This is a genomic window from Nostoc sp. GT001 (assembly GCF_030382115.1).
Classification (GTDB): domain Bacteria; phylum Cyanobacteriota; class Cyanobacteriia; order Cyanobacteriales; family Nostocaceae; genus Nostoc.
In genome coordinates, this window is the sequence record NZ_JAUDRJ010000003.1 from 431,954 (window position 1) to 451,287 (window position 19,334).

The following is a 19,334-nucleotide window of genomic DNA, read 5'->3' on the forward strand; positions in this document are numbered from 1 at the left end:
CAATGTCATTACCAGAAGGCTTTGACAATATTGAACATCTCCAGAGAACCTGGAATCAAGAGCATAATCGTCGGGTTGATAGATACTTCAAAGATGTCCAAGGCAATGGTGATTTATCTGGCGTTAGACCATCTTTAAAGCTAGCTTGTCGGGCGTTAGATAATGATAATATGTACGCATCTTGGATGCGTTCAGATTTGTTTTACAACGTTATTGGCTACGGTAAAAAAAATCTCGCTGTTTTTTACGGTAATAGACTTGATACTGCTCCGCCCGTTGCTGGACATCCTCAGTTATTTTTTGTTTTCTCTCAAGATGAGTCAGCGTCACCTTCTGAAGAATCACCTATACAGCACGAAAAGTCTGTTAGATTGATGAAATTTTCTTGTTCATCTGGAAATGCAAAGCCAGCTATTTCCAAAGCCAATATGACAGAAATTGCTAACGAAATTAAAACCACTTTCTTGTCAAGCAGCAGAGGAATAACTTATACAACAGGGAATAAATCAGCTAGTTACACCGATCCTGATAATGGATTTCCCAAGGGGAATTATTTATTGGTAAATTCTAGAACTGACGCAGTAGAAATTTATCAAAAAATTTGTAACGTAATTGATGTACCCTTTCAAGCAGAAAGGGTAATTGTGAACGATCCAGACAAACCCAGCACTACAACCGCATCAGCCGGGAAAGTCACGATTTTAGGCAAACAGGTACAGAACCGCAGGTATAGACCTGTAGCAGTCCTCAGATTCAGAAGCGCTTATATATCTTTGGGCAATCTTATCCCACCAGTCTTTTTGATAGATACAACGCTCCAGAATCAGGGATTAGTCAAATATCCTTAATTTGTAACAATTTTGCGAAAGTAGCTGTGGCTGAGAATAAAGGTAAAAACCTATTAGGTTTCCACACAGAATTCTAAGGATTTTAAAGGGCTAGAGTTGGTGGAAACTGCAACTATCACCAATAAAAATTATGGGTTTTAGAGACCTGAACCGATATCCGCTGCAAAAGGCTCGGTACGACAAATATCAAGCTTGGCTAAATTCGACTCCTCAAGAACGTCAGCAGAAATTTGCAGCTATTACCGACGAAACCAAGCGGGCAAAGGCAGAAAAAATAGATGGCTATATTTCTCCCTTTGGTACAGCTGGTACTACGAAGATATATGTTCCTGCCCAATTGATCAAGAGCGATCAAACTGGACAAGGTTCTGGTGTGGCCAATGTACTTCGGGGGCTGCTTGCTAGCCGTACCACTACAGCTAGCGAATTTGCCCTACTAACCACGCCAATTAAGATTGACGCGAAGAAGTTCAAGTTTGCCAGGCTAACACTTACTACTGTTGTGCCGGGAACCGTGAAGAAAGCCAGTCGGATTACTGGCGTCGAGTACAAAAAACCTGACGTAGATTCGGTCACTTCTCCTTTTGGTCAAGGTACTGGTGGTGAAGCTTATGATGCCGCTGTTTTAGCCATAGAAGAAACAACGGAGTATGTGACCTTCATTGAAGGAAACGGCGGCAAAAATCGGGTTAGATTCACTCCTGAAGGCTAATGAGCAAGATAGCAGAACGAACTGGAATTATTTGGACTCCAGATGATCCGTTAGACCTGCTATCTGTTGATGTTGATGGCAACTGTTCTGAGTCTGAGTTTCGGGGAATGCTTGCCATCAATCAAGCGGGTAGGGATTGGCTAACGGGGAAAATTGACATCGTTGAATACCTCGATAAGTTAGAGCATTACGGTATACCCAACCCATTCGAGATATTAGACGAATTTGCAGAACACGTTGATTTTGTAATTGACCACGCTTGATATGTCCCGAATTTTACAGCTAGGAATAGAAAGTAATTGGCAATTGCAATATAGTGATTCTTTTCCGGCTGTAAGTTACTTAAATGATTCAGCAGGAAAGCCAATTTATCAAAGGATAACTGAGATAAATATTCCTGTAGTCTTTGATAAATCCATCATTGCCGTGGCTGTGAATACTAGTGTTCCTGTAGGGAAAATTTGGAAGTATGCGGGATACTTGCGCCGCAGCTTGACAACTGGTTTAGGTGCAAGTTTCGTAGGCGAACCGGAAAGCTTGTTTTTAGGGAAATTCAACTTAATCATTTTTGATGACTTGAATATTAATTACTTCCTATCACTTCAAGTGCCTAAATGGTTTATCAACGCTAATGTTGCTATTTACCAATACGAAGGTATAGATAGAAGCACGATAGAAGATGATATGCAAGCAATAAAATTAGCGCTAGGAATATCTTTGTAGGGTAGGAAGCAATGATCAACAACGTATCAGCAGGCGAGTCTAGTAATAAATTTACTACTTGTACTAATGATGAAAAAAGCTTATCAGCCAACAACAAAACTGAGATTTTAAATACTAATCCCAACAGAAAATACTCAGCATTCATCAATAGTTCCAACGTAGATATTACTTTAATCTTGGGGGACACAAACCAAGGGGGAATAGGTAAAGGAATTATCCTTAATCCCCGTGGCAGCTACGAAATTAATGCTAATAACCTGTATTTAGGAAAGGTTACTGCTATTTCTGCATCTATTTGTAAACTTTCGTTTGTGGAGTGTGTCTAATGGCTCTTTATAATCCGGCATCAGTAACAGTAACCGAATCAACTAGTGGAACCTCAACGCCTGCCACTGTTGCTTCTAGCGCTACTAGTGTGACAATCTTGGCTGCCAATTCCAGCCGGAAAGGTGCAACGATTTGGAACGACAGCACTGCTAATTTGTTTATTGAATTTGGTGCAACCGCAGCAACAAACGCTTTTACTGCCAAGTTATCAGCAGGTGGATATTTTGAAGTGCCATTTAATTACACTGGGGTAATTAGTGGTATTTGGTCAGCGGCTAACGGTAGTGCTTTAGTGCGGGAGCTAACTTAAAATGCCTTTATCCAATCCAGTATTTTCAGAATTATTACTTCCCACTAGTTTTGCTCACTGGCATGATGAAAGTTTGGTGGAAGTGGGCGGACAAATGAAAACTGACACAAACGCTAGTCTTGCTTATGGAGTTGAAATTTATCAAGATCCACCGGGAATTAATGATAGCTTTAGTTTCCTGAAGTTACTAGCAGTAGGAACTTACAATCTGTCTGTGCTAACCACTTTAAAAACCAATCTTGGAAGATTAAAACTAGAGATTGATGGTAATTTGGCTTTTGACGATATGGATTGCTATAATGCATCTCTTGTTGTTAATGCAATACTTCAAAGAACTATTACCATCCCCACTGATGGGTTACATGAGTTTAAATTTACTGTGTTTTCAAAGAATGCAGCCTCTAGTAATTATTATTTTTCTGGTCGAAAAATCTGGGCAAGAAAAATATAATTTCAACTTAAATAAATGGTTGCTACTTCGTCAACAATAGCTACAAACTCTAGTCCTTCTCCAGGAATAACATTAACTTTAGAAAGCACTGGTATATTTTTAGGGATTCTTGTTAGTGCTTCTGTTCTTGGTGGTGTAGCTGTTACCGTCATCAGCAAAATGAATCGAATTTCAAGTTCGATTACTCAAATTGAAAAGACTCTTGAAGAACAAGCGAGGAATGCTGAAAAAATTCGTGAGATTGATAGGACATTAGCTTTACATATTCAAGAGTATGTGAATCGAAAAGATGTTGTCCAGATGGTTTTGGGTCAATTAAATGAGAAAATTGACCACAAGTTCAAGCGAGTATTATTTTACACTAGAGATATCCAGCGGTTTCTTCAGCGTGATACTGATTTCAAGATCCGTGAGTACGAGGAAACGACTCAGCCGGATGAATAACTCACTGGGGATTCAGGGTAACTGAAGCTTTTTGCTTGTCAATAGGAGAATTGATCGCTGCATGAGCAGTTTGCTATAAAGTTTTTTCAATCCCTTGCTAGTAAAGAGTTTCGGGAGATACAAATAACTTATGGGCAGTTCTCCCAGCACGGCTGTCACTCCTTATAAGACAAATGTAGTCTCGCGTGGGGATTCAGGGTAACTGAAACTTTTTTGCTTGTCAATAGGAGAATTGATCGCTGCATGAGCAGTTTGCTATAAAGTTTTTTCAATCCCTTGCTAGTAAAGAGTTTCGGGAGATACAAATAACTTATGGGCAGTTCTCCCAGCACGGCTGTCACTCCTTATAAGACAAATGTAGTCTCGCGTGGGGATTCACTCTAGACAACTTAGGGTGCAGGGAGCAGGGAATGGGGCGTAACCTTCATTTTGTTTCATCAACGAATTCTTCATTGATGAAATCAGGTATAAGCTCAGGATCTAAGCCTTTTTCTACAAGCTGGAACTCTATAATCCTCGCTCTGGCTAAATCACCAACAAAAAGGGCTGAGGAATGCTCCCCTTCAACAATGCAGTACGTAATAAAAGGTTCCTCCCATTCTTGAAGATCATCCTCTTCTATTTCGATCACTGAATAAAGCATAATCTTCATTTTGTCGCGTTTTAGCGCATCTACTAGGCAAGGTTTAGGCAAAAATTAGCGATAAAAATAAAACAATTGCTTGACTATACGGGAATAATGCCTAAAACTGGTCGGACTGAAAATCCTCGTGTCACTAGGTTCAAGTCCGGTTCCTGGCACTATCTTAAACCCCTTGAAATCTAATAATTTCAAGGGGTTTGTGGTTTGTAGGTACTAGCTTATATAGAAAAACTGTTGTAGCTTAGAGGGTGTTTATAAAATAAATATTAAGCAGTAGAGCAACGATGATTGCGGGCTAATCTACGTAACATAAGATTTGTCATAGCCGCATATATCAAGATTTTGTCTTGCAAGTGTAGTTTGTCCAAAAGACGAAACTACTAGCTCGGAATTTTGAAATTGAATCCTTTACTAATACCAATTCAATTAATGATTGCAACGCATTTTTGTGTAAAGACGCGATGAATCGCGTCTCTACAAATGGTCTATTTGTTGCATTCTTTTTTCTAATTGGTATAACAACTCTCGGCTATAGGACTCATATTTGATTTTTAAGGGAGCTAGGTACACCTTTATTCCTTCTCCCCAGTCCCTGGTCTCTACGATTAATTCAGAAATCAAATTGGATTGCTATATTTAGATAGACGAGTCATTTCAAACAATTGCTGGGCATTACTTCCTAGAAAAGCATCAAAAAGCTGCTGCTTTTCAGATTCCACTTCTACTAGATAGCGCTGGGCAATTTCATAATAGGCATAAGTCCAAGGAATCTGAATTTCTGCACCACTGTTATCATCTAACACCGTCACCATTTCCGTTACTGCTTGAGTTGCAGTTTGCCGCAAACCACAAGCAACATTTCCCTCTATCTCTGCTTTCATTGGTACACCCAGGTTAGCCAAAGCACTGGCGGTAGTATCAATATCTGGATATTCTGGAGTATTCTGTCCGTTGATGTAGCCTGTAAAGTGGTTGACAGCATATCCGTGCAGCAACACCCAAGCCCCGTACTGAGTAACCTGATTCACCTCTTCAACGACAAAACGCTGCGGAGGTAGCCAAGGGCGGGTGAAGATTTGCTGGAGTTGTTTGGCGATGGTTTCAAGGTTCCCGTCTTTTTGTAGCAGAGTAAGGGGTGAGGTCAGTTCTTTTGGGATTGAAGATACTGTTGTAGAGATAAGTTGAGCGATATTGCTAGGCAATTCATCGACAATCAACTCGCTGATAAACAGCTTGGGTAAGTTAAATTCCTCTTGCTGCAGATGACGATAATGACGGGCGTACAAATGAGTTTGAGCAAAAGTATACTCTCCAGCCGCCACGTAACCCAAAGCTTCTGCAAGTTGTCCAAGGTAGTCAATTCCTAAGTTAACTTGACCCTGTGGAGTATCTACTAATAAACGCAAAGACCGAAAGGCGATGTGGTCGTTGGCGACAGTCCCACCCGCAGTAGTAATCATTTGCTGGTAGATACGAGCATGATTGACCCTGGCACTGTATTCTTGCCAAAGTAATTTCCATAAATCAAGGGTTATTTCGGGTTTCATATTAGATTAGTTATTTGTCATTTGTCAAAGAAGGGTCAAAAGTTAGGAAATCTCCTTCTGCACCCTATTCCCCACTCCCTTCATCTTTTAAGAACTTAAAATCTCGCTGATAATCTGAAGGACTATCTGAATTTGGTCGCTGTCGATAACTAGAGGAGGACAGAAACGAATTGCTGCTTTACCGCAACCTAGCAATAATAAACCGCGTAAAAAAGCTTCTTGGATAATGCGATCGCGCAATTTATAATCGAGATTACCCTGTTCATCCAATAAATCCACCGCTACCATCAATCCCTTACCTCGTGGCGGCGATACCCTCGGAAATCTTTGATGCAACTGGGTAAGACTAGCTTGTAATAATTCTCCCATCTGGGTAGCGTTGCTCATCAAACCACTTTCTAGCAGTCTTAGTGTGACAATACCAGCAGCACAAGCTACAGGATTACCGCCAAATGTAGTAGCATGAGAGCCGGGAGGCCAAGTCATTAACTCTGGTCTAGCAAGTATCGCTCCTAACGGCATACCACTGGCGATACCTTTAGCAGTAGTAATGATATCAGGCATCACACCCCAATGCTCGATCGCAAATAAGCGACCAGTCCGCCCCATCCCTGCTTGTACTTCATCCACTACCATCAGAATACCGTGGCGATCGCATATCTCCCGAATTCGCTGCAAAAAACCATCTTCGGGTACGATATATCCACCTTCTCCTTGAATCGGTTCGACGACGATCGCTGCTACTTCTTGCGGTGGTAAAATCGTCGTAAATAGCTGTTGTTCCAGATAATCTAAACTTGCGTGAGTGCCATAAGGAATATGAGTTACCCCAGGAACTAAAGGCCCAAAATTAGCTCGCTGCACTACTTTGGAACCAGTTAGAGACATTGCTCCATAAGTGCGTCCGTGAAATGCACCTAAGAAGGCTACGATTAGCGATCGCTTGGTGTAATATCGAGCTAGTTTGATTGCTCCTTCGTTGGATTCTGCCCCGGAATTGGTGAAAAATATCTTTGCAGGAAACCCACTATTACTATGTGGGTGGGGAAAGGGAGCGCGAATCGCTAATTGTTCCGCTAGTTCCACCATCGGCTCATAATAAAAATCTGTCCCTGACATGTGCAACAGCCGCGCCGACTGTTCTTGAATTGCCTTGACGACTTCCGGGTGGGCGTGTCCGGTGGCTGTGACGGCAATACCTGCGGTCATATCCAGAAATACATTGCCATCCACATCTTCTACCATACAGCCCTGACCGCGAGATACAACTAACGGGTAATCGCGGGTATAAGAAGGGGAAGTTACGGCGCGATCGCGTTGTACAATTGCTTGAGCGCGAGGCCCAGGTAAGGAAGTTATTAAATGGGGTGTACGAGGTAAATTTAAGTTAATAGGAATACTTAACATATTTTTTTCGGGTTTTAAAGATTACTGATGATTAAACGCTAAAGCTTGATTGCTGACAGTAGCATTTGATTCCATTGCTGTAAGAATTACGCATTTATCGAAAAATCAGAGTATACGTCAGCGACTCAGGAAAAATACAGCTAATTTTTCCTGAATCCTCAAAAATATTTAACGAAAAAGCTTGATGGTAAGCCCTTTCGTATTGTTTAAGACTCTTGCCCGTTTTTATAACACAACTTTTAGAAAATATTCCCTATTCCCTTTATCGAAACTACCAACTTCCCCAATTGCTGTAAAACTGAAACCGTCCAAAGCCAAGAAATTGACCGTGAGATTTTTCACCCACAGGGAATGCTGTAACACCCAATAAGTAAACACCAGAAAAGCTTGGATTACTTACAGGGCGAAGGGCGATGGTAATTGTCTGTCCTGGAGTTACAGGTGGGTCAAAGTTTACAGAAACCGTGCGTGTGTCGCGCTCGTTTGTGACTGAGCCTAGTTTCAGTTGCGTTTCTTTGCGTAGGTGTGTGCCGACAAATGCACGGGTATCATCAAGATTGTAGCGGATGTATTCTGACCCCTCTTTTTGGGCGATCGTTACCTTTTGGAGGGATTCTCCAGCATTTTCCGGCACATTGATGGTGAAATAGTAAGTTGCGCCCCAAACATTCACCTCTTTGTAAGTAGTTGTTGCATTAACAAGTTTTGGCGGTTGAACGAAATAGACTAAGCCATCTCTAAGCTGCACAGCTTGAGTCATCGGAAGTGGAACTTCTCCAATGCCAATTGCTAATGAGAGTGTTATTCCAAACAAAGTTGCAAGGCGCATGATTCAGATATAAAAAAACGCACTTATTCTCATTCTAGTTCCTTGGGAATCAATGATTTAGGAATGATCGAAGCTTGTTTTTCCCCAAATGAAGATTTTGTGTACCACCAAGCCCAAGCAATTAAAACAGCTTGAAAAGGAAGTCTCACTACGTGTACCCAAGGTGAGTTTGGTATATGTTCTAGCTGAATGTGATTAACCGCCATGTTGATATTGGCAGGGAAAACCGCAATAAAAAGAGTAATAAGTCCCCAAGCAGCAGCTTGACTTACAGGCGGAACTAATAACCCAATACCACCCAAAATTTCATAAAAGCCACTGAGATAAACTAACTCTAAAGGGTAAGGAAGTTGTGGTGGCATAATTTTGACATACGGTTCTGGGATAACAAAGTGTGTCACTCCAACCACAATAATGGCTATAGCCAGGATGACACGTAATATTTCCTTATACTTCTTCATGGTTTTTGCCTATTTATATACTTGCCCTATTACTTCAGTTTGACTGACGGATGTTAATCTGCATTGAGTCAATAGGAGTAAAAATCGACAAAATTTTCCAAAGTACTTACAAAAGCGATCGCGACCGATTCTCGGTTAAGTAGGTACAGAAACCAACCCCCAACCCTCTGGGCTATGATGTAACTTGTTTTATTAGGAAACGCTATAATAACGCCAAATAATAGTTTTCCCTAGTTTTAACTATCGGGAAACTCAACGCTTAGAACTCTTTAAGCTAAATCTAATTTTTCTCGAACTATTCCCTCATCTCTAAAGCCAACCAGCACAGCTTTTCCATCCTTGACGAAAAGTGGACGTTTAAGCAGCATTGCATCGTGAGTGAATGCATCAACCCACTGTTCATCACCCCAAGTCTTCTTTTCATCTCCTAAAGCGCGGTAGGATTGACCGGAGGTGTTTCGCATAGGAGCAAAACCCAAAGACTTTACCCAGTTTTGAATCATCTCACGAGTCGGCGGAGTATCTTTGGTATTGATAAATTCATGGTCAATGTTGTTGTGTTGGAGCCACATCATAGCTTTTTTGCAAGTGCTGCAATTGGGAATTCCGTAGACTTGAATAGACATAAAATAATTAAGCAACAATCTCCATATATGACATAGAATGCTCTTGTCGTAGAATCTCCATAGCAGAAATTGAAGGTTAGCGATCGCTACTCCCAAGCATGGAACTGGTTGATACATGATTCGAGGGTTCTGAAATACCAAGGAGTAGTTTTACTAAAAATTTTATCCATAAAAAATATGAGCGATCCCTTTAGCCGACTTGCACCCTTCATCCAAGAATATATTTATCATCACCAGTGGACTGAATTACGTCCAGTTCAAATTGCCGCTTGTCAAGTTATATTTGACACTGATGCTCACTTGCTAGTTACTGCTGCAACTGCTGCGGGTAAAACAGAAGCAGCTTTTCTACCAGTTTTGACTCTATTACATGCCAACCCTGCTGCCACAATTGGCGCATTATACATTAGTCCAATCAAAGCTTTAATTAACGATCAATTTGAGCGTCTTAACGACTTACTCAAAGAAGCAGATATTCCAGTTTGGCACTGGCACGGCGATGTTTCGCAAACTCGAAAAAACAAGCTTTTAAAGAATCCTCAAGGCATTCTCCAAATTACCCCAGAATCTCTAGAAAGTTTGTTAATTAACAAAAATAGTGACATACCTCGCTTATTTGGTGATTTAAGGTTTGTGATCATTGATGAAATTCACGCCTTTATGGGTTCAGAACGCGGTTGTCAAATTATTTGCCAATTACAACGTTTAGCAAAGTTGACACAAAAACAACCGCGTCGTATTGGTTTATCGGCAACTCTGGGTGATTACTCAATAGCGGAAAATTGGCTGCGATCGGGAACAGATAAGCCAGTTATTACACCAAGAGTTGATGGTATAAAACGGCAAATAAAACTAGCTGTAGAACATTTTTATATTACTGATGAAGTAGATGAATCAGAGGCGACATCTGATGAACAATATATTTTTAACCTTAGCAAATCTCGCAAATGCCTGATATTTGCTAATAATCGCACACGTACCGAGTCTGTAATTGCATCTTTGCGACAAATTGCCACGGAACAAGGATTACCAGATATATATCATGTGCATCATGGGAGTATATCTGCTAGTTTGCGGCAAGCTGCTGAAAATGCAATGCGTGAACCCAACAATCCAGCTGTTACCGCCGCTACTTTGACTCTAGAATTAGGCATAGATATCGGTTATTTAGAGCGAGTTATTCAATTAGAATCACCCTTGTCTGTAGCTAGCTTTTTACAACGTTTGGGACGAAGTGGCAGAAGAGGCGAAGCTGCTGATATGCGTTTTGTCTGCGCTGAAGATAAGCCATTAGCAGAAGCTTCTCTGCCAGAACAAATCCCCTGGCAACTTTTACAGTGTATTGCGATAATTCAACTTTATTTAGAGGAACAATGGATTGAACCAATTAGACCAATTAAATATCCTTTGAGTTTGCTTTATCACCAAACAATGAGTATTTTAACGGCAGCAGGAGAAATTTCAGCTAATGCTTTAGCTAAACAAATTTTTAATCTGCCGCCCTTTGCTGCGATTTCCAAAGAAGATTTACAACTATTACTACGCTATTTAATTGATATTGGTCATATTCAGCATACTGAACATGGTAAATTCATCCTGGGTTTGTCAGGAGAAAAGGTAGTAAGAAAATTTCAGTTTTATGCCGTCTTTGCTGAACAGCAAGAATATATTGTTAAGCAAGGTGCAACAGAAATTGGCAGTATTGTCACGCCACTTCCTGTTGGTAATCAATTTGCTTTAGCTGGCAGAAGTTGGGAAGTCGTAGAAGTTGACTTTAAAAAGAAGGTTATTTTTGTTAAACAAGCTGAGGGTAAATCTAGTATTTATTGGCGTGGTGGTGGTGGTACTATTCATACGAAAGTTTTGCAACGAATGCAGCAAGTCTTATTTGAGAATATTGAATACAGTTACTTGCAAAAAAATGCTTTACAACGTTTATATCAAGTTCGCCAATTGGTGCAGCAGGTTGGATTAGATAAGCAGAATATTTTGCAATTAGAAAAAGGTAAATGCTGTATTTTTCCTTGGATGGGCACGCTTGCTTATCGCACCTTAGAAAGATTACTCAACTCATACTGTCGGGAATCATTGGAAATTACAAGTATTAGTGGAGTCAATCCCTATTATTTGACAATCAAATTAGGTAAGGATAAATTTAAATATCTTTATCGTGAAATTGCTTCATTGTGTGAACAAAGAATTACCTCAGAAGATTTAGTAAGTACCTCAGAAGCACCAGAAATTCAAAAATATGATGGTTTTATTCCTCATCCACTTTTATGGAAAGCTTTTGCTCACGATTATTTGGATATGACGGAACTGAAAGAGCAAGTGGCATTGTGGAAAGAATAAAAAGGTAATTTTAAATTATTGAAAATAAGCTATTTTTTAATTAATTCCTGGAGCGATCGCAAATCATAATTTAAGATTTTTCCAGTATTCAAAAGTTGATATCCTACGAAAAATAACGCAGATGATGCCACAACAACTAAAAGATTAACTGACGCAAATACATTACCAGTAAAAGCTATGACTACAATGCCTAGCGCTATCAAAATCCATCCTAAGTTAGGGTTTATTCGCTGCTGACAAAGGACGAAAATACCGGAAATACATAGCAATAAACCAGGAATGCCAAAAAATATACCAACACGAATATTTGCAGTTAAAATGATGATCCCTGCAATCATCAAAGCCAAGCCTATATACTTGCTTGTCTTCTTCACTGGAGGTTGTCTATTGTTAACAGCAATTTGAGCCTGCATTTTTGTGGAACTTGCAAGGGGAAGAAGATTTTGTTGATGTTGTATATTATCTTGAAATATAAACGTGACTTTTTCTCCTTGACCAAGGTCTATTTTATCTCCTAAATTGATTTGACAGGGTGTTCTAGGTTCTAATTTAGTGTTGTTGACAAATGTCCCATTAGAACTCCCTAAATCTTCAATAAAGTAATTGTTTTTGTAGATTTTAATCTTTGCATGGATGCGAGACACTACATCTGCATCTGGCAAGTTGGAAACATCAATATCTGGCGGAATTTGGTCATTGGGTTTACCCATATGAAACACCGCAGTATTTGGTGCTAACTCAAAAGCAGTGTTGGTTTGGACATGAAAAAGTTCCAAACTCAGTCCGATAATAGCGTTGGATGTACTTAAATTTTGCATAGTTTTTAGTCAATAATTTCTCTAGACTTTTGACTTTTGCAAATCAGTAAGCAATTTTAATCCGTTGTGGCTTACCGATTTCCCCACCTGATGCAAAGGAATTTCAATCCAAAACTCGCTTCCTTTGCCTAGTTCTGACTCACACCGCAGTACTCCAGAGTTTTTCTACACCACAATCTGATAGCTAATCGATAAGCCTAACCCTAACACTTGATTTAACTGCCCTGCATAACACTCTAACAGAGGTAACTCACCATATTCCTTGATTATTTCAATTTTGAGATATTCTGGTAGAGTCTTTTTAAATTGGAATTTGAATCCAGAATTCTGTGCCTTTTCCTGGTTCTGATAGACAATTCAAAATTCCACCATGTTTTTCTACTATAATTTGGTAGCTAATTGACAGTCCTAAACCTGTTCCCTTACCTACTTGTTTCGTGGTGAAAAATGGATCGAATAACCGCTTTTTAATATCTTCTACCATTCCTAATCCGTTGTCAGCAATTCGGATGACAACAAATTTACTCTCTAAAATTTCAGTACGAATTATAATTTGCGGTTTATAATTTGTTTTTATCTTAACCATTGACTCTTCTAAAGCATCGATCGCATTAGTTAAAATATTCATAAATACTTGATTTAGCTGCCCAGGATAACAATCAACTAGAGGCAAATCACCATATTCTTTAACTATAGATATATCTAACCCAATTCCATTATTTTTCCAGCGATGATGCAAAATTAATAACGTATTTTCAATTCCTTCATGAATGTCAACTAATTTTTTATCTGCTTCATCATGACGAGAAAAATTTCGCAATCCCAAAACAATTTCCCGGATACGATTAGTACCCATATTCATCGAGGATAGGAGTTGAGAAAGGTCACTAGTAAGGAATTCTAAATCAATTTTTTTAGCGAAATCTTCAATTTCTACTTCCGGTTGAGGATAATGTTGTTGATAAAGGTGCAAGAGAGTTAACATCTCTTGAAAGTATTCGTTAGCATAGGTTAAGTTACCATGAATAAAATTAACTGGATTGTTGATTTCATGAGCAACTCCGGCAACTAATTGTCCTAAGCTAGACATTTTTTCATTTTGGATCAGTTGAGATTGAGTTTGTTGCAATTTATGCAAGGTTTCGGTGAGTTTTTCAGCTTGAGTTTGAGCTTCTAAAGTAGCAGTGCGACTTTGGATATAAAGTTGTGCATGATCGATTGCGATCGCTATTTGATCGCAAACAGCTTGTAACAGGTTGATTTCACTGTTATTCCAAATGCGATCGCCACTACAATGACTGCAAACAATTGCTCCAATCTCTCCAGAATTGCTTTTAACTGGTAGCATTAGTTGAGAGGTGATCCCAAACTCAGTTAAAAGTTCTTGCATATCATAATCAAGTTGTGATTTATTATTAATATTTTCTATACAAATTAGCTCTTGAGAAAGAAGGTTTTGAGTCAAAAAAGTGCTTTTGTGCAGTGGAATACTGCCTAACATACTTGCCAAGTTAGGGTTTCGTGCTTCATAGGTAATAGTTAGGCTTGCTTGGGATGGGTGCGGTAAATAAGAAAGAAAGTAGCAACGGTCAATTTGTAATAAGCTGCGAATTTCGTTCACAGCAGTTTCTAGGATCATATCTAGGTCAAGAGAACTGCGGATTTGACTAGCTAGACGCAGTAACAAGGCTTCCCGACGGCTGAGGAGTTCTTCGCGCGCCCAGATTCGGTCAATAGCTACAGCAATATTATTAGCAATCCAATTTAATAGATTATGAGTTGGTTCGGTAAATAATTGCTTACTAAATAAAGCCATGATACCGATTATTTGCTGCTCTACTATTAGGGGATAAGCAGAAAATCGAGAAATTGAAAATGTAGACTCGATAAGCTTTTCTGAATGATTAATTGACAGTTCTTGGTTAAAAATAGCTTGATGGTTTTGAATCATTAAGCCAATAGTATTATTGACTAAAGCGATATGCTCTGGGAAATCTTGAGTATCGCTCAAAGTACTACAAGTAATATCTGTGCAATGAACGCCAGCTTGCAATTGTAGCTGGTTTGTCTGTCGTTCAAATGTCCAGATACAAACAAAGCCGATATCAAGGTATTGGGAAATAGTATTTGTACAATTTTGCAAAATTTCTGGAAGTGTGCCACTTTGAGATAATGCTAAACTGACTTCTGCACTCAAAACTGACAAGCGCGATCGCTCCAATAAAGCTAACTCTGAAAGCTTACGCTGTGTAATATCTGTACGAATCGATACATATTGATAAGGCTTTCCATCTTGTCCCAACATTGGGGCGATCAAAGTATCCACCCAATAAAAAGTGCCATCCTTAGCTTTATTTTGAATTTCTCCTTTCCAGATTTTCCCTTGGGCAATAGTTTTCCATAAGTTTGCAAAAAATTCTTTTGTGTGGTGTCCAGAATTGATAATCCGATGATCTTGCCCTAAAAGTTCTTCTGAAGAATATTTAGAAACTTCACAAAATAGGTCATTGACATAGGTAATTCTTCCAGTTCTATCAGTAATAGCTACTAGTGAATGGGCATTTAAAGCAAATCTAAAAGCTTCTAATTCTTGGATAGAATTTTTTAGTGCTATCTCATTCTGTTTATTAGCAGTGATGTCACGAGCTACTGCATAAATTAATTTTTCTTCACTGAAACTAGTCGCATTCCATGACAGCCATTTATAAGAACCATCGCGACAAAGATAGCGGTTTTCAAAACTGACTGCATCTAGAGATTGTGTAATTTTTTGGGCTGCTGCAATAGTTAATTCACGATCTTCAGAGTGAATAAATTCGATGAAAGGTTTAGCAATAAGTTCACGAATTGACCAACCTAGTGTTTTTGTCCATACTGGATTTAAATACTTAAAATAACCATCAAAGTTAGCAATACACAATAAATCTATAGAAAGTGAGAAAAATCGAGAGTATTTTTCTTCGCATTTTTTGTACTCAGATTTAACTAGTTTCATCAGCTTTTTTTAGGTATGAATATTTTTGGAGAAAACTTAATACGTGTATTGTTAAAATTTAATAACCATTGCAATAGGATTTTCCAATCTAGAGACTCGCCTAATATCAGTTATGACGAAGACTGGTTAATGAGCTTGATAGTAAGGGATCTGCGGGTTAATAGTGTCCCAGCCAGGAGGGTTTCGACACTTCGACTGCGCTCAGTGCATCGCTGCGCTCAACCCTCAGATGTCGAGAGTTGAGCGCACTCGAAACTCGGTTTATTGGTACTTTATTTTCACGCAAGTCCCTAAAGCCAATAAGTATCTACTAGTTTTTACTGAGTAAGCTAGCTAGCTGTTGACTTAGTTCTCTACTAAGTAAAGGTTTCCCTAAAAAGCTGTAAAGTAAACATTTATATTTTAAATTTAAGATAAGAAGTGTTACGTAAACTGAATTAATCAGAATTTTTATCTGTAATTGTCCTTAAGTAGCTAAGAATTCAATTACGAATTACTTTAGCGTAGCGTTAGCGACGCAGGAGCGTTATTACAAATTATTTTAAGCAATACTCCCGCGCTTTCTGGCTTCTTTGTAGGAAGTTCCCACGTTTTTCAAACCAGCTTTAATCATTTGTTGTTCGAGAAGAGCAAAGAAACGCGCCCGATCGCCACCTTTTACTACTGCTTGGTTATGGGCTTCAGCGATCGCTACAGGATAACCATACCCTTTTTGCACTTGTGCTAACATCAGTCCCAGTGCTTGGTCTAACATGGTTGCATTCTCCGCTACCCATGCCGGAACTTCGATTCGGGCGATTTCAGTGCCAACGTGGACGTAGCAAAAGTAAATTGTCTGATCGCCATAAAGTTCGAGAATGGGAGAATTGCTGCGCCACAGAGTACTGCGTTGTCCTGGTTTGAGTCGAGTTGCCCAAACAGAAGTATCTCGCAACTGTTCAAAAATTTTACAAGGTACTTTTTCTAGCTGATTTGGGCAATGACTTTTACAGTCTGGCGCTGGATGGGGACAAGCTAATAACCGTAAAAAGTTCATTGTTTCGATGCTGCGAGAGGCGCTAAGATAGCCCATTAAAGGAATTCGAGCATCACGCATCTGCTGCCAAGCTTCTAAGATGGGGGGTAAAATGCGATCGCGTGCATCCATCGGCAATTGTTCTAAAAACCAGTAAATTAGCGAACCATCTACCATTGCTAGTGCTGGCATTTCCGCTTGTGCTGCATCACACGCCAGTTCTGCTAACACCGTTGCTTCTGAAGCAGTGCGGCGAAAACTCATCCATTCCTCAGTTCTAATTCCCCACTGCCGAGACATATATAAATCTTCTGGGCGATAAAATACCTCTGGTAAACTATCGAGTAGCGGATGGCGATTTTGTCCATAGTGTAGGACGACTCTGCCAATATTTAGGAGATAACAGTAAGCAATTTCGTGATGGTTGGGGGCAATTTGAGAACCATCGGTAGCGATGACAGTATGGACTTTTGGGGGAACTGGGATATCAATGCAAGTTTCTAGTGGTTCAATTGGGGTAGCATTAGCAAAGAGAATGCGATCGCGCCATTTTTCCTGGCGATCGATTAAATCTTGTTGACACTCGTAAGCATTTTTTAAATGTTGTTGCGCCAATTCTAAACGCTGACGACTGGCAGCAGCTTCTAAGGTAAGATGCTGGCTTAAACCCTGCATTTGTCGCGCCAGTTTTGTTAGGTCAAGCATAAAAGTAAGTGAGGAGTGAATACTTGTGATATCATGTCTGGGCAATTAAACATAATACCCGGAACCCCACCCCGCCAAAGCTGCGCTTTAGCTCCCCTCTCCGCAGGCGGGGAGGGGTTGGGGGTGGGGTTCTTTTATTATTATGGATAATTTGGCGGATATGATATGAGTTATTATTTCACCTAAATTTATAAAACACATAGTTTGATTTACATATATACGTCTACAAATTAAATATGCGTTATTCAGAATCCTTGTAGAGACGTAGCACTACTACGTCTCTTTTTCACTAGATATTTAATATATTAAAGCCAAGCTGAGAAATCTTTGGCAAACTGTGAAAGTGATAACAACTGAATTCGCGGATCGTTTTGAGCCGATTCCCTTTCTGCTTGGGTATTATAGCCCCAGTCCGCAAGAAAAAGTTTCACATCTTCAAGGTCTGCTTGCTGTTGGACTAACTGTAATGTTTTGAGTCTATCTTCTACAAACCAGAGACTAACTGACTTGTCTCCTGCTGACTGAATTAAGTCTCGCAAAATTTCATATTTAGGACGCTTGACTTCTTTCCCAAAGATTGCTTCCGGTGGTAAATTCACTCCTTCTTGTTGCAACAACTGCTCTACAAAACGCCCTTCTTTAGTTGTCACAATGTATAGTTTAACTCCACTGTCAATAGTTAATTTTATTTTTTCTATTACAGCCGGATAAAATCTATGCAGACTCAGCCAACCACTTAAATCAGTGGTAATCCATTCATCTCGCTGGTTATCTAGTTTCGCAGCAATTTCTCTTGCTTGGAGCTTATCATTTAACAAAATTTTTGGGGCAATGCTTACCCATTCATGCAGAATCTTTTCGTCAGGAATTCCATCTATCAAGGCTTTAATTAAAATGGGCATTTCCCAACCTGTTTCAATAACAGGTCTTAGTCGATAGAATCTCAAAGCTAAATCATCTGGGGGTGTATCGTTAGCAGAAGACCAAATTTCACAGTAGGTACGCCATGCTACCTCAAAATATTCAATTAATCCGTCGCAAATCACTCCATCAAAGTCCAGAGCTAAAATTTTGGGACTACTTGTGGTCATTGGTTTGAGAATGAAACTGCTGTTGTCAGCTTACCTGACAAATTTAAATCATGCAGTAATTTTTGTTAGTCTTTTATAATTCATAAATTTGCTGAAAAAGTATGGTGGCATTGTAAATTTGATTTGTTAATGCTAGGTTAACGAGGATCTACACCAGGTTTGCGATCGACTAAACGAATTTGGTTTTGCTTGACTACTACGGTGATTAGTGGTATTAAGAGTTTAGCTGGGCCATGAACAACTCGACCTTGAGAATCGTATTGAGATCCATGACAAGGGCAAATAAAGTGATTTTTCTCAAGATCCCACTCGACTGTACATCCTAAATGGGTGCAGATTGGACTGATAGCGTACTCAGCAATTTGTAGCCCGTCTTGAATAATCAGATAATCAACGCTACGATCTGGCAAGCCTTTCACGAGAATCGGAATTCCTGGCTTTGCGGTTGCTAATAGTGCATTAGCTTCAATTTGCTTGCCGTCTTCAGCCAGTGCCACCGACCCTGGAAGATAATTTTGACAGCGTGAATTCTTTGGATAAAGCGAAGATTGGGTTTCTAGGTCTATCTCACGACTTTGGCTGACTTTGGGAAAAAGATATCTAATAGCTACTGATGCAACTGTAGTACCTAGCATATAGGTTAAAAAATCCCGGCGTGTTTTTATCTTCGCTGGAATTTTGCCATTACTAGAAGAATCTTCCATGATGATTCGATTTACCAAGAAAGGTCTACTAATATACTACGGCGCGATCGCATTAGTATTAATGTACATTTATGTTTACTGTGGATTGATTTTCATAAAATTGGCTTTTTTAAGAACTGTTCCTGAACTTTAATTTTTAATTATTATTTATTTCTGGAGTATGAGGTTATTTATAAACCTCAGAGCTAGGCTATAACCTAAGATATGTTCCTCACAAAATCTCTTCAAAATATATTCTCAAACTCTCTCCAGGGAAAGAACTCTTTATGCTTTTGATTTTTTAAGCTGTTGTTAGTCAAGCAATATATTTTAATAACTGAAAGTGC

At 39.4% G+C, this 19,334-nt stretch carries 20 protein-coding genes and 1 pseudogene; 9 read left to right on the top strand and 12 right to left on the bottom strand.

Annotated features, from left to right (window positions below):
* Nucleotides 1–2: 2 nt before the first annotated feature.
* The 8 genes from QUD05_RS04685 to QUD05_RS04720 all read left to right on the top strand — a co-directional run bounded on the left by QUD05_RS04685 (nucleotide 3) and on the right by QUD05_RS04720 (nucleotide 3,815).
* The gene (locus QUD05_RS04685) at nucleotides 3–848 is read left to right on the top strand and encodes a hypothetical protein (protein WP_289795070.1); all 846 of its coding nucleotides are present in this window, start codon (nucleotides 3–5) and stop codon (nucleotides 846–848) included.
* A 130-nt stretch (nucleotides 849–978) separates the two neighbouring features.
* Nucleotides 979–1,560 (top strand): hypothetical protein, encoded by a 582-nt coding sequence (locus tag QUD05_RS04690; RefSeq protein WP_289795071.1) that lies wholly within the window; start codon nucleotides 979–981, stop codon nucleotides 1,558–1,560.
* Complete coding sequence (locus QUD05_RS04695; RefSeq protein WP_289795072.1) at nucleotides 1,560–1,823, top strand: hypothetical protein; 264 nt, start codon at nucleotides 1,560–1,562, stop codon at nucleotides 1,821–1,823. The genes QUD05_RS04690 and QUD05_RS04695 overlap by 1 nt, the downstream gene beginning before the upstream one ends.
* Nucleotide 1,824: 1 nt before the next feature.
* Nucleotides 1,825–2,283 (top strand): hypothetical protein, encoded by a 459-nt coding sequence (locus QUD05_RS04700; protein WP_289795073.1) that lies wholly within the window; start codon nucleotides 1,825–1,827, stop codon nucleotides 2,281–2,283.
* An 11-nt stretch (nucleotides 2,284–2,294) separates the two neighbouring features.
* Nucleotides 2,295–2,609, top strand: coding sequence for a hypothetical protein (locus QUD05_RS04705; protein WP_289795074.1), 315 nt, complete (start codon nucleotides 2,295–2,297; stop codon nucleotides 2,607–2,609).
* Entirely contained in the window at nucleotides 2,609–2,920 is a 312-nt protein-coding gene (locus QUD05_RS04710; RefSeq protein WP_289795075.1) for a hypothetical protein, read from the top strand. Before QUD05_RS04705 ends, QUD05_RS04710 begins: the two co-directional genes overlap by 1 nt.
* A gap of 1 nt (nucleotide 2,921) precedes the next feature.
* Nucleotides 2,922–3,371, top strand: coding sequence for a hypothetical protein (locus QUD05_RS04715; RefSeq protein WP_289795076.1), 450 nt, complete (start codon nucleotides 2,922–2,924; stop codon nucleotides 3,369–3,371).
* Between the two features lie 15 nt (nucleotides 3,372–3,386).
* Nucleotides 3,387–3,815, top strand: a complete 429-nt coding sequence (locus QUD05_RS04720; protein ID WP_289795077.1) for a hypothetical protein — start codon at nucleotides 3,387–3,389, stop codon at nucleotides 3,813–3,815.
* A 424-nt stretch (nucleotides 3,816–4,239) separates the two neighbouring features.
* On the opposite strand, the gene QUD05_RS04725 is transcribed toward QUD05_RS04720, so the two are convergent.
* The 6 genes from QUD05_RS04725 to QUD05_RS04750 form a co-directional block, all read right to left on the bottom strand.
* Nucleotides 4,240–4,467, bottom strand: a complete 228-nt coding sequence (locus QUD05_RS04725; RefSeq protein ID WP_289795078.1) for a hypothetical protein — start codon at nucleotides 4,465–4,467, stop codon at nucleotides 4,240–4,242.
* 608 nt (nucleotides 4,468–5,075) lie between these two features.
* A complete protein-coding gene (locus QUD05_RS04730; protein WP_289795079.1) occupies nucleotides 5,076–6,005 on the bottom strand; it encodes a DUF1338 domain-containing protein in 930 nt (309 codons plus the stop codon).
* Nucleotides 6,006–6,092: 87 nt separating this feature from the next.
* Entirely contained in the window at nucleotides 6,093–7,412 is a 1,320-nt protein-coding gene (locus QUD05_RS04735) for an acetyl ornithine aminotransferase family protein (protein ID WP_289795080.1), read from the bottom strand.
* A gap of 271 nt (nucleotides 7,413–7,683) precedes the next feature.
* On the bottom strand, nucleotides 7,684–8,241 hold the full coding sequence (locus tag QUD05_RS04740) for a DUF2808 domain-containing protein (RefSeq protein WP_289795081.1): 558 nt from the start codon (nucleotides 8,239–8,241) through the stop codon (nucleotides 7,684–7,686).
* A gap of 29 nt (nucleotides 8,242–8,270) precedes the next feature.
* Nucleotides 8,271–8,702 (bottom strand): DoxX family protein, encoded by a 432-nt coding sequence (locus tag QUD05_RS04745; RefSeq protein ID WP_289795082.1) that lies wholly within the window; start codon nucleotides 8,700–8,702, stop codon nucleotides 8,271–8,273.
* Nucleotides 8,703–8,971: 269 nt separating this feature from the next.
* A complete protein-coding gene (locus QUD05_RS04750) occupies nucleotides 8,972–9,328 on the bottom strand; it encodes a Spx/MgsR family RNA polymerase-binding regulatory protein (protein WP_289799883.1) in 357 nt (118 codons plus the stop codon).
* A gap of 177 nt (nucleotides 9,329–9,505) precedes the next feature.
* Here QUD05_RS04750 and QUD05_RS04755 point away from each other — a divergent pair, with 177 nt between their 5' ends.
* The gene (locus QUD05_RS04755; RefSeq protein WP_289795083.1) at nucleotides 9,506–11,680 is read left to right on the top strand and encodes a DEAD/DEAH box helicase; all 2,175 of its coding nucleotides are present in this window, start codon (nucleotides 9,506–9,508) and stop codon (nucleotides 11,678–11,680) included.
* Nucleotides 11,681–11,709: 29 nt separating this feature from the next.
* On the opposite strand, the gene QUD05_RS04760 is transcribed toward QUD05_RS04755, so the two are convergent.
* The 6 genes and pseudogenes from QUD05_RS04760 to QUD05_RS04790 all read right to left on the bottom strand — a co-directional run bounded on the left by QUD05_RS04760 (nucleotide 11,710) and on the right by QUD05_RS04790 (nucleotide 19,008).
* Nucleotides 11,710–12,498 carry an FHA domain-containing protein gene (locus QUD05_RS04760; RefSeq protein ID WP_289795084.1) on the bottom strand — a complete coding sequence of 263 codons (789 nt, stop codon included), beginning with the start codon at nucleotides 12,496–12,498 and terminating at the stop codon, nucleotides 11,710–11,712.
* A gap of 21 nt (nucleotides 12,499–12,519) precedes the next feature.
* A pseudogene (locus QUD05_RS04765) lies at nucleotides 12,520–12,798 on the bottom strand (hypothetical protein); the annotation flags it as partial.
* 1 nt (nucleotide 12,799) lies between these two features.
* On the bottom strand, nucleotides 12,800–15,493 hold the full coding sequence (locus QUD05_RS04775) for a PAS domain S-box protein (RefSeq protein WP_354666115.1): 2,694 nt from the start codon (nucleotides 15,491–15,493) through the stop codon (nucleotides 12,800–12,802).
* 541 nt (nucleotides 15,494–16,034) lie between these two features.
* Nucleotides 16,035–17,213: a DNA double-strand break repair nuclease NurA gene (locus tag QUD05_RS04780; RefSeq protein ID WP_289795085.1), complete on the bottom strand. Its 1,179-nt coding sequence runs from the start codon at nucleotides 17,211–17,213 to the stop codon at nucleotides 16,035–16,037.
* Between the two features lie 305 nt (nucleotides 17,214–17,518).
* Nucleotides 17,519–18,304, bottom strand: coding sequence for an HAD family hydrolase (locus QUD05_RS04785; protein ID WP_289795086.1), 786 nt, complete (start codon nucleotides 18,302–18,304; stop codon nucleotides 17,519–17,521).
* A gap of 137 nt (nucleotides 18,305–18,441) precedes the next feature.
* Nucleotides 18,442–19,008, bottom strand: coding sequence for a Rieske 2Fe-2S domain-containing protein (locus QUD05_RS04790; protein WP_289795087.1), 567 nt, complete (start codon nucleotides 19,006–19,008; stop codon nucleotides 18,442–18,444).
* Between the last annotated feature and the right edge of the window lie 326 nt (nucleotides 19,009–19,334).